The 14,178-nt window shown below is 37.0% G+C and carries 8 protein-coding genes; 7 read left to right on the forward strand and 1 reads right to left on the reverse strand.

All coding sequences use genetic code 11. From position 1 onward, the window contains the following. The 4 genes from RLO81_RS00570 to RLO81_RS00585 form a co-directional block, all read left to right on the forward strand. A partial coding sequence (locus RLO81_RS00570) for an ATP-binding cassette domain-containing protein (protein WP_350105731.1) occupies nt 1-470 on the forward strand: 470 nt, incomplete at its 5' end. A 9-nt stretch (nt 471-479) separates the two neighbouring features. Further along, the gene (gene asnB / locus RLO81_RS00575; RefSeq protein WP_350105733.1) at nt 480-2,378 is read left to right on the forward strand and encodes an asparagine synthase (glutamine-hydrolyzing); all 1,899 of its coding nucleotides are present in this window, start codon (nt 480-482) and stop codon (nt 2,376-2,378) included. Nucleotides 2,379-2,695: 317 nt separating this feature from the next. Next, nucleotides 2,696-3,175: a YybH family protein gene (locus RLO81_RS00580; RefSeq protein WP_350105735.1), complete on the forward strand. Its 480-nt coding sequence runs from the start codon at nt 2,696-2,698 to the stop codon at nt 3,173-3,175. 45 nt (nt 3,176-3,220) lie between these two features. Beyond that, a complete protein-coding gene (locus RLO81_RS00585) occupies nt 3,221-3,472 on the forward strand; it encodes an FUSC family protein (protein ID WP_350105736.1) in 252 nt (83 codons plus the stop codon). Between the two features lie 60 nt (nt 3,473-3,532). Here the strand turns inward: RLO81_RS00585 and RLO81_RS00590 are convergent, their stop codons facing one another. After that, nucleotides 3,533-11,098: an Ig-like domain-containing protein gene (locus tag RLO81_RS00590; RefSeq protein WP_350105738.1), complete on the reverse strand. Its 7,566-nt coding sequence runs from the start codon at nt 11,096-11,098 to the stop codon at nt 3,533-3,535. A gap of 161 nt (nt 11,099-11,259) precedes the next feature. Between RLO81_RS00590 and radC the strand changes: the two genes are divergently transcribed. The 3 genes from radC to pheT form a co-directional block, all read left to right on the forward strand. Next, nucleotides 11,260-11,958, forward strand: coding sequence for a RadC family protein (gene radC / locus RLO81_RS00595; RefSeq protein ID WP_350105740.1), 699 nt, complete (start codon nt 11,260-11,262; stop codon nt 11,956-11,958). Between the two features lies 1 nt (nt 11,959). Further along, nucleotides 11,960-12,562 (forward strand): DUF1684 domain-containing protein, encoded by a 603-nt coding sequence (locus RLO81_RS00600; protein WP_350105741.1) that lies wholly within the window; start codon nt 11,960-11,962, stop codon nt 12,560-12,562. A 90-nt stretch (nt 12,563-12,652) separates the two neighbouring features. Then, on the forward strand, nt 12,653-14,178 hold a 1,526-nt coding region (gene pheT / locus RLO81_RS00605), incomplete at its 3' end, for a phenylalanine--tRNA ligase subunit beta (RefSeq protein WP_350105743.1).

Below are 14,178 nucleotides of genomic sequence, written 5' to 3' on the forward strand. Positions count from 1 at the left end.
ACCTCAAACCAGAAGATACCGTTTGGCAAGCCATCACAGGTGGAAATGAACTGATGATACTGGGAGGAAAAGAGATTAACTCAAGAGCCTACGTAAGCAAGTTCAATTTTGGCGGTAACGATCAACAGAAAAAAGTAAAAGAACTTTCAGGTGGTATGCGAAACCGTGTGCATTTGGCTATTGCTTTAAAGCAAGGCGCTAACTTACTACTACTGGATGAGCCCACTAACGACCTGGACGTGAACACGTTGCGAGCACTGGAAGAAGCCCTGGAAAACTTTGGTGGATGCGCTGTAATCATCTCCCACGACCGTTGGTTCTTAGACAGAGTTTGCACGCACATTCTTGCCTTTGAAGGCAACTCACAGGCGTATTGGTTCGATGGTAACTTCACTGAATACGAGGAGAACAGAAAGCAGCGATTAGGTGACGAAGGACCTAAAAGAATCAGGTATAAGAAACTTGCCTAGTTCACTCTTATGTGCGGAATAACAGGGATTTACGCCTTTAATATGATTGGCCGCGTAAGTATGATCAACGTGGCCAATGCTACTGCCGCACTTGAAAAACGGGGACCTGACTTTCAGGATATTTACAACGACAATACGGTTGCGCTGGGCCATCGTAGATTGTCCATAATTGACCCCACTCCGGAAGGTCACCAGCCCATGTGGGATATGGGCAAACGTTATGGCATTGTTTTTAATGGCGAAATTTATAATTACAGAGAGCTAAAGAAGGAGCTTTTGGCTCAGGGTATGCGGTTTCAGTCAGAAACTGATACCGAAGTTTTACTTAATCTTTACATAAAAGAAGGTAAGGCATGCCTGAATAAACTCAATGGCTTTTTTGCTTTCGCAATATTTGATTATCAGGAAAAGAGCCTTTTTATTGCACGTGATAGAATGGGCATAAAGCCTCTCTATTATTTGCTGGATGATGATCGCCTTCTGTTTGCTTCAGAAATGAAATCGATCATTGAGTATGGAATAGATAAAGAGCTGGATTATAATGCTTTGTATACCTACCTGCAACTGAATTACATTCCGGCACATAAAACAATCTTTAAGCATGTAAAAAAGCTGGTTCCAGGCAATTACATCGAAGTTAAAAACGGGGAAGTTAAAGTTGAGCCGTACTATACCATTCCTTATAATCGCTCTAAAACCACAGATTTCAATTATGAGGATCAGAAAAAGAAGCTGGCTGAATTATTGGAAAGTTCTGTGAAAAAGCGGCTGGTTGCCGATGTGCCTTTAGGCTCTTTCTTAAGTGGTGGGGTAGATTCATCTGTTATTGCTGCTTTAGCCAAGAGGCATAAGGATGATTTGCATACATTTTCGATTGGATTTAAAGATGAAAAATTCTTTGACGAAACAGAATATGCCCGATTGGTAGCTAAAAAGATAGGAACTGATCACACCGTTTTCTCACTTACCAATGATGATTTATACAAGCATGTGCATTCCATTTTGGATTATATCGATGAGCCTTTTGCTGATTCATCAGCCATTGCTGTGTATATATTGTCTCAGGAAACAAGAAAGCATGCTACCGTTGCCTTGAGTGGTGATGGTGCCGATGAACTCTTTGCCGGCTATAATAAGCATGCGGCATTTCATCGTATTTTGGAAGGAGGAGGCGCAGCCAGTATGGTGGGTGCTCTACAACCCTTATGGTATTTGCTACCAAAATCAAGAAATAACAGAATTGCCAATAAATTCAGGCAGCTACACCGCTTTAGTAAAGGTATGAAAATGACCTCAAAAGAAAGATACTGGGCCTGGGCTGGTTTTGTCAATGAATCTAATGCATTGAAGTTGTTGAGTGATGGCTCGAAAAACAAATTAGATCAACAACAGTATGTTGATTTTAAATCTCACCTACTTAAGCATATTCCTGACAAGGAAACCATCAATGACCTGCTTTATACAGATATGCAATTGGTGTTGCCTGATGATATGCTCACAAAAGTGGATAGAATGAGCATGGCCAATGCATTGGAAGTGCGTGTGCCCTTTTTAGATCATGCGTTGGTAGAATTTGCCTTTGAACTGCCTGTTGAATCTAAAATTAATGGTTCCATTAGAAAGCGCATTGTACAGGACACGTTTAGAGACATACTGCCCGAAGAGCTCTATAATCGACCTAAGAAAGGTTTTGAAGTTCCGCTGTTAAAATGGTTTAAAAAGGAAATGCAGCATACCATTAAAAACGACCTCCTTTCCGATGCTTTTGTGAAGGAACAGGGCATTTTTGATGTTCGTGCCACCAGACAACTTAAGAAGAAACTATTCTCTTCCAATCCTGGAGATGTGCACGCGCGAATATGGGGGTTGATCGTTTTCCAGTATTGGTGGAAGAAGTATGGCCGATAATTTCCTTTAGTTGTTATTCTATGCATTCTCCAGTTATTGAGCGAATTGATATTTCAACAGTCCTTAGCTATGTAGTATTCATCAGGGTTCGACACAACTGGATTGTTCCTTCTCTATTTATTTTTCCACACTTAATTAATTTTTTAGATTAAACTCTTACAAAAGCATATTGCTTTACTTCACCTTTACTAGGTCATAAGCGAGCTTTATTTCAATTCTACATGCCGCTTGCTAATTCCAAATAACTTAATAAAGTTGTAGTTTTAGTTCTATTATCCTGCTGGATATGACCAAACTAATCTATAAAATCAACACGCATGAAATACCTTTTAACATTTCTCGTCCTAACAATTTTTATTTCTTGCAACCAAAAGCAAGAGAACAACTCCGGTGCATCCACTTCAACATTGGACATACCAGCCGAGCTTGCGAAAATTGAACAAGTGAGAGCGTCATTTCAACAGACTGTAAAGGAGAAGCGATATAACGAGCTCGGAAAATTTGTTACACCCGATCTTATCTCCATCGGACCGGGGAGTGAAGATTGGGTGGCTTATAGAAAACTTCGAGAACTTCAAGGTAATAAGTTTAGGTACGATAGTATCATTATGAGACCCAAAGAAACGGTCATTCTCTCTGATACAATGGCCTATGACTTTGGCGTAAGTTCTGTGTACTATACGGATGACAAAGGAATTGTTCATGAACTTGATGACTCTTTTTTAGTGATTATGAAGAAAACCAAAGAAGGAGAGTGGAAACTGTACAGAGAGCTTGCTTCGTCACTTGTGCCTTAGAATCTATATAAAATAACAACTAAAATAATTTCAAAAAACGAATAGATGAACCAAAAACCATTAGCAGAATTAACCGATCAGGAGTTGCTGGAAGCAGCTAAAAAGCAGAGATCGACTAATATTATTAATGCCTTTATCATTGGATTTCTGGCAGGAATTATCATTTACAGTATTGCGGTAAATACTTTTGGTTTCTTAATGATAATCCCATTATTTCTGGCCTATAAGCTGATTAATAAATCAAAATACGAGCGGGAAGAATTAGAAAATCAACTGAAGAAAAGGAACCTGAAATAATTAAAAAAGGCTGATCTGGATTCAAATCAGCCTTTAATTCAATGTATGTAATAAAGGCATTTAATGCATTACAACTATTCTTATCTTTTCCTGAAAGTCATTTTCGTCTGATATAATTAGCATATATACCCCAGCATCATAAGTAGAAGTATCAATATTTATTTCTGATGTGGTAGTATCCAATACCCTTTCTTCAAATTTAAGCCCATTCATATTAACTACCTTAATGGACTTATACCTATCATCTAATCCCGTAATTACTAGCCTGTCTCCAACAGGGTTCGGGTAGAATATTAACTCACTCGATTGATCTTCCAAAGAAGTAACTTCAATAACACTGATGTCAAACGCATCAGATGCCTTTCCACATTGCTCATCAAAGGCCTCTACTTCTATTGTTACATTGCCAATATTTTCTGCTAAATAAGAAAGTATAGGTCCGTTAATTTCAACTATCCCTAATTCTTGATTGTTAACACTTGTTTGAAAATCGATAGCAGTTGATGCGATGAAGTGCTCTTCTAAATCAACTAATAATTTGCCATCACCTAATATTATTTCATGATCATCAATTGGTGAAACTAGACTAACAGGCTCATCTGCTGCAGTTGCACAAATATTTAAAACAACATTAACTGTTAATACTGGGGTTGATGGATCATTAGAAACAATTGTTAATAAGGCCTTATATTCTCCTTCATCCAGCCCAGTTCCATTAAAAAGCAATTCAATCTGCCGACTACCACCGCTGGAAATATTGCCAGATTTCGGATTTATCTCTAACCAGACCAGTTGTTGAATTCCATCATCAATCAAAAGATAATCTCCATCCCAAGATAAATACATCAAATCATCCCCGTTGTGCGAAATCGAATAACCAAATTGGTAGGAATCATAGTTAATGGCTTCTATAACTTCAACCTGACTACTTGTTAATCTAAAACTAAAAATTTTATCATAAGAATTGTCTAAGCCTATAAAAACATCTTCATAGTTACTATAAACTAGATTATTTAGTTCACCAGATAAGTTACCAGAACTATATTGGGCAATAACAACTCCTGAATTATCAACTTCGAATACTGTGGGATTATAGGTAAAAATCGGATTGGCTATAAAATTGCCTCCGTGCCATGTAATCGAAGGATAGGTAAAAAATGGCATACTAAATGAGCCAATTAATTGACCATTTAATGCATAACCGTATACATTACCCACATAGTCACCAATCCATAAATATTCTCCATCCCAGGCAATGCCATATGGCTCGAGGTGTATCGTAAATCGTTCAGTTTCCGTACCTGATTCGGTATTGTAAACAATTAGTTCACGACTAAGATAGGATACTATATATAGCTCGCTCCCAACTGAGACCATTCCGGTTGTATTGGGGTAGAAACTATTGGCTATTGATAAGGTATCACCAATTCCATTTAGACCAACTAATGATTCTAATCCTTCAGGAGATTTTGTGTATCTTGTTGAATCGGCATAAAATCCAATTGTTGACCCATTCCTTCCACCATTTGATCCATCCCGATCATCATTTTGAATACTTATCGAATATTCTAGATCGCCTTGCCCAGTATTTAAAAGTGTGATTGATCTTGTTGAACTCTGGTTGCTAATCAAGCTTTCAAGAACAAGTGATTTGTTAACATCGATAACCGGCACATTTAATCCTAAGCCAGATACACCAATTGTCACACTTGGTGAGTCAGGATCGTCAGATACTATTTCAATTTCTCCAGAATATAACTTTGCATCTTGTGGATTAAAGGTAATATACATTTTCTGCTCAGAGCCAATTGGCATCTGCTGAAATTCGTATTGAACTTCAAAACCTTCAGGGATATTTACCTGTGATATATTCAATACCTCTGAACCACTATTTTGTATTATTAATGAATCTATTTTTGAAGTAGTGATAAAAATATCCTCGAAATTTATTTCAGTAGTAGACAATTGAATATTTGGCGCACCAGTAACATTAAGGGTTACAGGCACTTCTACCAAAGGATTTAATGGGTCATTTGACTCAATATTTATGATGGACTCATAAACGCCTCCTTCTAAACCTGTAGCATCAAATTCTACGATTATTTCAAAAGAATTTCCCGGTTCTACCTCTCCTGATTTGGGATTAAAACTAATCCATGAGGAACCTGCCTCATCTGCTGCCAAGGCTGAACTCGATGCCGCTTCAACTGAATAAAGAACTTCTCCAGTATTGGGTTCAATGACAAATATTGTATTACTAGTTGAGGCAGAGGCAAAAAGAACATTACCTGCATTTGAATATCCCAAGCCGTATATAGAACTTGGTGGCTGAAAAGAATTGAGAACTACACCGCTAGTATTTACCTCATAAATTGTGTTTCCAAAGTCACTGACAAAAAATGTTTCTCTATCTCCTCCAAAACTTAAGCCTCCACCAATTGGTACTCCTAAATTCAAAGTAGTTACAATCTCGGCCAATTCATAATCTATGATATATATTAAATCAGAGCCATAATCCAAGGCATAGATGTATTCTCCTGAAAAACCTAGTGCATCAAATAAGTTACCTCCAATATTTTTTGAGTTTAATATAGTGCCATCACTTGCGTCAAGTTGATAAATGTTGCCCGATCCAAATGAATTCACAAAATATAAGTAATTACCGTCAAAAGCCAATCCATCAGGACCTAATGAAATTGACTCAGGAGCCATAAACGAATTTATGATATCTCCAGACTCCAGATCAAGTTCCACGATTTCAGAATTTATTGAATTCAAAGCGAACAACCGACCACCTGAGTTTGATTCCATGGTAATATTATTTGACTCTAATTGAACAAAATCATCATATTCTGACTTCAATTCTAAATAAGGGTTATTATCATATACCTGTTCAATTGTGTTATTTACGCTACTAGTTCTGGCACTATTTCCAATCAATAATGTTGATCCACCAGTATTAGTGATTGTTATTGTCCTACTAACTTGATCACCTGTAAACAAATTCTCGCTTAGTGAAGTCGGATTAACACTAATTACTGGTGGCTCTAAACCAATTCCTTCTAATGAAATAATTACGGAGGATTCATCAGGATCATTAGAATTAAGTATTATTTCATCTGAATAATTTATTGCACTTGAAGGCGTAAATTCTACATATATATACTCCGAACCGCCAGCGGGTATATTTAGGTCACCTATTGTTAGATCAAACTCTGATATAGAATTTGAAATCGAACTAAACGTTAGTTCATCAGTTCCCACATTTGATATAAGTACTGAATCACGTTTAGTGGCGCCAACAAATAATTCTCCAAAATTCAAATTATTTTCGTCAATTTGAATATCAGCAGCTCCTGTCACATTTAAAGTAATAGGTACATCAATTAAAGTGTTATAAGGATCATTAGAGACTATATTCAATATAGACTCATAAGTACCACCATTTAAGCCTGTAGCATCAAATGATATTTCTATAATAGTTGATGAATTAGGAGCTATAATACCTTCTTGCGTTTCTGAAAATATTATTGAAGAGTTCGAGCTCATCATATATTCAGATGCATTTAAAAGCATCATTGCAGAATTGTAATTATTAATCCATAAAAATTCCCATGTCATACCTGTGGCAACTACTTTACCTCTTCCTAAGTTATATTCAACTGTAGTGGGAAGTCCACTTGATGCCGTTTGAGATATGATTGTTGAGTTTATAGGAAGATTGGAAAGAATATTGTGATTTGCAGCATTACCTTCAAGAACCTCTGGAAGTGAGGCACTTATAGGGTGATTAAAATCGGTAGTTACATTGAAATTTTCATTATTACCATACTCAGAAACAACCCCCCCAGCTAATACAGCATCAGTTCCCATAGTAGCTAGTTGATATTGTATATATCCACCATTCGTTACAAAACTTTCGAATAAAGCTACGTTATTAGTTATGTCTTGATAATATGAATCAGTTTGTCCTCCACTAGTAATAATTAGATCATAGCCAGAGAGGTTAGTAGATGAAATACTACTACTATTAATAACATCGGCATTAATTGAGAAGTTTTCTAAAAAGAATTCTGCCAAATCAAGACCCCATGCAGCCCTATTCTGAATAACAAGAATATTGCTTTCACCAAAATTATCTGTTGAAGGATAAACCAATGTATTTGTCACTATTTCACTAGTACTTCCTTTGACTATTTCTTCAGTTAAAAGTTTATCAGAAACAATATTTTGGGTTGTATTAACTGAAACTGAACTAAAATTTAAATTAAATGTCAATTCGCTGGCGCCTGTATTCGTTATTTCAATGGCTTGTGTACTCTCTTCTCCAGTAAAGAGGTTTTCCGTTAATGAAACAGGGTCAATACTAATAACAGGAGGCTCAATGGCAGTTCCTCCAATTATAAATTCCACAATTGGATCGTTTGTGTCATTACTGGCGATTGATAATCCAATTTCAAAAACACCGAGTGTTGAAATTGCATAACTAACAGGTATATAAATGCTATCGGAGGGTAACACACTGGCCGTTGTTACTCCCACCGTTATATCCGGGTTGGCACTTGTTATATTTGAAATTTCTAACTGCTCATTTCCATTATTAATAATGTAAAACGCTGTGTCTTGCTCAATATTGATAAACACATTACCCAAATCAATTGACTCGCTACTTGTTATCAAGTTTGGAGCACCTTCAACGTTAAGTTCAGTAGCAACTGTTACATCACCAGTAACCACATCGTTACTGCTGATGATAATATCATTTAAGTATTGACCTGGATCAATTCCTCGTGCATCAAATGTAATAGGAACCTGATTTGACATGCCTGCTGACACTGTGCCAGATATTTCATCTATAATTACACCTGAAGTAACGTCAACCAATTCCAAATAAGCACTCATGATATCTAATGCATACGAATTATCAATATATCCTCCACTAGCACTAGCATAAAGAAGGTAATGAACTCTCTCTATACCATCTAAATCAAATACTCGATGATAATCGTTATTTGTATCTGTAGAAAACTCATGATTAACTGACCCATTATCCTCCACAATTATTAGATGATTTACTGATGGATCCGATGTCCCGTAAACTCTTTTAACAAATCCTAAATAGTTTCTACCACCTTTAGAGACATTCAAAACTGCGGCATCCATACTACCTCCTCCATCTGCACCTAGGTTTCCCGTAATTTCAAAATAATTTAAATTGTTTACATCAGCAGAGAGAATGAACAGTCCGGGATATTTAGCAGTGAAGTACGACTCAGAACCAAATGCTGTAGAACTTAAAATAGTTGATCCAGTATAGCTAATATCAGATCCTAAATTGGTGCTGATTCTATTACCACCATCGTACATATCATTTCCACCATCGCTAATTGAATTTCCTGATTCGCCACCGCTAAAGAAATAGGGATTTGGAATGAGATCTGTAATTTCTGCGAAAGACTCATTAAGATTATTCAAAATCTCAGTAAGCTCTTCAACAGACATTAATTCGCTGCTTAGTGTGGAGTTATGTAAGAATGAACCTTCTTGATAAATCTTTTGGTTTTCACTTACATAGCTTTTCGCATTGGGTTTATCCAAACCTTCAAATTTTGGTGATTCATTCAATACCGTTTTTGTTGGTGTGAACCCTTGAGGACTTAAAGCCAAAGTATATTCTAAAACACCTTCACCTTCGTTAGATATGGTAACAAACTGGGTGGAAAATTCGCCAGTATATAATGTTTCATTAAGAGTTAACGGAGACACTTCAATAATTGGTGGATTTGAAGTTGTTGCCTCAAGTGAATTAGATATTTCTGAAACATTGCTAAAGAAATCAAATGACTTGATAGCAAAGTAATAAGTGGTAGTGGCATTTAGCTCTTCTACAATAAACTCTTCAGAAGATCCAGCTAATTGAGCTGACATGGAAGTTAGAAGTTGTGCACTAGAGAAATTACCCTCATTGATGGGTGAGCTACTCATTCTAATTTCATATGAGGAAGCCGATCCATTATCTTCATCAATCGGGGCTGTCCAATTCAAGGTAATCTGATTATGCCTAATTTCTCCAGCACTCAAATCTATTATGGCATCAGGAGCAATGCCATCATCGGTTAATAATGCTGCAAAGGCATTCATACGTCCGGACCCTAATTGACCAACATAGCCAGGATTAGCACCGTCTATGTCATCAACAGTCTCTGTTAGCCTGAACCTCACTTGGTCAGGCGTTAAACCACTCCCTCCATATTCAGACACAATTAATGCCGCAACTCCAGACACATGTGGACAGGCCATTGATGTTCCTTGGAAGAACCCATAACTATTATTAGGTAATGTACTTAATACACCTTCAGTGGTAGTAAATGTTTCACCTCCTGGAGCAGCGATATCAACCCATGAACCAAAATTAGAGTAATAGGACTTCTGATCGTTATGATTAGTAGCTGCTACTGCTAAAATAGGTTCGTAATATCCAGGATAATACTGACCGTTATCATCACTATTACCCGAAGAAAATATGACAAGACCACCTTGCATCGGACCGACTGGATTTCCATTTTCATCATACCCTGCATTGGCTATAAAATAATCGATCGCATCTAATACTGATTGTTCAAAATTACCAGGTGACGTGTAGCCCCAACTATTTTGCGATATTACAGCGCCATTATCTGCTGCATAAGCGTATGATTCTGCAAAACCACCACCTCCACTCACAAATACCTGGCATGACATGAGGCTTATTCCACTATTACCATTTCCACCACCTGCTACACCGGCCACACCAATGCCATTGTTATTAACTGCTGCTACAGTACCCGCCACATGTGTTCCGTGACCATCAACATCTGGTATAACATTACCTTCATCATAAACGAAGTTATAGCCATAGATGTCATCTATGTACCCATTCCCATCATCATCTACTCCATTTGAACCATTTAGCTCAACTTCATTAACCCACATGTTATCAAATAGGTCTTCATGATCGTAATCTATTCCGCCATCATGTATTGATACTATAACCTCACTACTTCCTGTGTTGATATCCCATGCCTCTGGTAAATCAATATCTGCATCTACAATGCCCGAAGTTTGTCCATTATTATCATAATGCCACTGTTCACCAATTCTTGGGTCATTAAATACTGCATTTAGAGAAACTGAATTTTTCGTTTCGAGTGTTACTGGTCCGTAGGGCACACCATCAATTTTGTAGTTTTCCTTTTTATAAACTGGTTCTACATTGGTAATGGATATCTCTTTTTTATATTCAGAAATTACATTATCAAAATTATTTGACCCTGCTGGCGCAATATGCACCTCATACCATAAATGCAACCCAAACTTTCTTCTTCTAGCTTCATATTTACCACCTTTGGAGAATACTGGTCGTAGTTTTGAAATATTGTTTTTACTATTCAAAGCATCCAGTGAAGAAATTCCCGTTTGAGCTTTGGCTAAATCTGAAGTTCTTTTATTTAAATTTTGTTCTAACCTTTCAGCATAATCAGGTTTTAATTTTATTCTGAAAACATCGGTTGAGGCTAAATTTTCGGTTTGAGTATACCCTGCTAATGAACACACCATTAGAAAGATAAAGAGAGCGTTTTTTACCAACTTAGATATATTTAATTATTAGATAATCTGACAAAGTTAATTATGTTTTTTATTAGTTTTAAAAAATTTCATATTAAAAATATTACATAACGTATTCAACTATACCTATCAGCCAGATTATCAACCTGTTAGATAAAAATAAAAAGACTTGAATAAAGAAAATGAAAACAATCGCTACCAACCTGGGCATTAAAAGTTGGGCCGAAGAAGACCGACCCAGAGAAAAACTACTACTTAAAGGCAAGGCATCATTGTCAGAAGCCGAACTCATTGCGATATTATTAGGTTCAGGCACTAAAACACTAAGTGCTGTAGATCTAGCCAAGCAAATACTTGCTACTCATGGAAACAACCTGAATGAACTGGCGCGCTTAAGTGTCAAAGAACTCACTAAATTCAAAGGAATTGGCGAAGCCAAAGCAATAAGTATTGTAGCTGCTCTAGAATTAGGGCGAAGAAGAAAAGAATCTGAGATCATTCAAAAACCTAAAATCACCTCTTCTAAAGATGTATATAATATAATGAAAGCTGACTTATTAGATTTACAGCACGAGGAATTTTGGGTGTTGATTCTTAACCGAAGCAATCTGGTTATTAAAAAGCAACTTATAAGTAGTGGCGGGGTGTCCGGTACCGTTGCCGACCCAAAATTAATTTTTAAATCAGCTTTAGAAGAATTGGCATCGGGTCTAATAATGATTCATAATCATCCCTCATCCAATTTAAAACCTAGCCAACAAGATATCAACCTCACCAAAAGGATGGTTGAAGCTGGTAGGTTATTGGAAATTCCCGTTTTAGATCATGTAATATTCACCAATGAAAGCTATTTTAGCTTCGCAGATGAAGGCATGATGTAATATGAGCAAAAACAGCATTATAAAATTGGTCATCGGTTTAGTGGTAGTCGTTATTATGATCTACTCATTTTCCGGAGGACAAACCACTGAAGAATACATTGCTGAAATTGAAGAAGAGCGTGAAGAGCAGGATTTGTTTATGCGTAATTCAAGCGAATCGCCTTTTTATAATAATACCGAATCTTACAAAGGCCTCAACCACTTTCCGATTGATATAAAGTATAAAATCAAAGCAAAATTTACTGAACCATCTTCAAAAAAGATTAGAAAGCTCCCTACCAATGATGACTTATCCAGAGAATATCTGGAATATGGTTATGCTGAATTTACCTTATTCGATAAAAAGCAAAGCCTGTTAATTTTGGAAAATGTTGAGGATGAAAAGTTGTTTCTTGCCTTTGGTGATGAGACGAGTACCGAAACTACTTATGGTGCAGGAAGATACTTAGATGTTACGCATGGTGGTGGCGGGTCTATAACTTTAGATTTTAACTTAGCTTATAATCCGTATTGTGCTTATTCTGACGAATTTAGCTGTCCGTTACCACCTAGAGAAAATCTATTATCAGTACCAATAGAGGCCGGTGAAAAAACTTATCAATAAAGTCAGCCTTACCCCTCCATTAACTTCCAAAATGTTTATTTTTGCCCCCTTAAAAAGAATTTAGAAGGGTAATATCACGATTAAGACCACATGAAAATATCTTACAACTGGCTGAAAGAATACATCGAGTTAAACGATTCTCCTGAGAAAATTGGGAAAGTATTGACGGATACAGGATTAGAAGTAGAAAGCATTGAGGCATTTGAAACAGTTAAAGGTGGTTTGGAAGGCATCGTTATAGGTGAGGTTTTAACTTGTGAAAAACACCCGAATGCAGATAAATTAAAAGTAACTACTGTTGATATTGGCCATGGTCAGGTGAGCCCAATTGTTTGTGGAGCACCAAATGTTGCAGCTGGTCAGAAAGTGATTGTTGCCACAGTTAACACCACATTATACCCGACTGAAAGTGAGCCTTTCAAAATAAAGAAGGCTAAAATAAGAGGTGAAGTTTCTGAAGGTATGATCTGTGCCGAAGATGAAATTGGTTTAGGCACAAGCCATGCCGGCATCATGATTTTAGATACCGATTTACCCAACGGAACACCTGCATCGAAATACTTTAACCTGGAAAACGATTACGTTTTTGAAATTGGCCTTACACCAAACAGAGCAGACGCCACCAGTCACATAGGAACTGCACGAGATTTAAAAGCAGCACTGAGTAAAGAAATTAAATGGCCAAGTGTTGATGCATTCAAAAAGGATAATGACGATCTACAAATTGAGGTAGAAGTTAAAAATTCTGAGGCCTGTCCAAGATACTCTGGTGTAACTATCACCAACGTGAAAGTGGCAGATTCCCCTGATTGGCTAAAGAACAAATTGAAAGCCATTGGTTTGGCACCGATCAACAATGTGGTGGATATTACCAACTATGTTTTGCACGAGGTCGGTCAGCCATTGCATGCATTTGATGCAGCCCATGTGAAAGGTAATAAGGTAATAGTTGATACTGCCGAAGAAGGCGACAAGTTCACCACATTGGATGATAAAGAAAGAACACTTAAGTCTAATGACTTAATGATCTGTGATGGAAATAGAGCAGGTATGTGCATTGCAGGCGTTTTTGGTGGTATTAATTCAGGAGTCACTGAAAGTACCAATGCGGTATTCCTGGAAAGTGCCTACTTCTCACCAGATTATGTGAGAAAGACAGCACAGCAGCATCAATTAAAAACGGACGCCTCTTTTAGATTTGAAAGAGGTACAGATCCAAATATCACTGTTTACGCATTAAAAAGAGCTGCCTTATTAATTAAGGAATTAGCTGGTGGTAAGATTTCTTCTGACATCATAGACATCTATCCTAGCCCGGTTAAGGATTTCGAAGTTTCTGTTAAGTACAAAAACATTAAAAGGCTGATTGGTCAGGAAATTGCAAAAGACAGAATTCACTCCATATTGGAAAGTTTGGATATAAAAACTGAAGCCAAAACTGAAGAAGGGTTTACTGCAATAGTTCCTGCTTATCGCGTAGATGTACAACGCGAGGCCGATGTAATTGAAGAGATTTTAAGAGTTTATGGTTTCAACAACATTGAGATTTCATCAAGTAATGGAACCGACTTCTTAGCTGAATTTCCAAAAACAGATAGAAATAAATTACAGAGAAC

The sequence above is a fragment of the Fulvivirga sp. genome, from assembly GCF_040220315.1.
Taxonomy (GTDB): Bacteria; Bacteroidota; Bacteroidia; order Cytophagales; family Cyclobacteriaceae; genus Fulvivirga.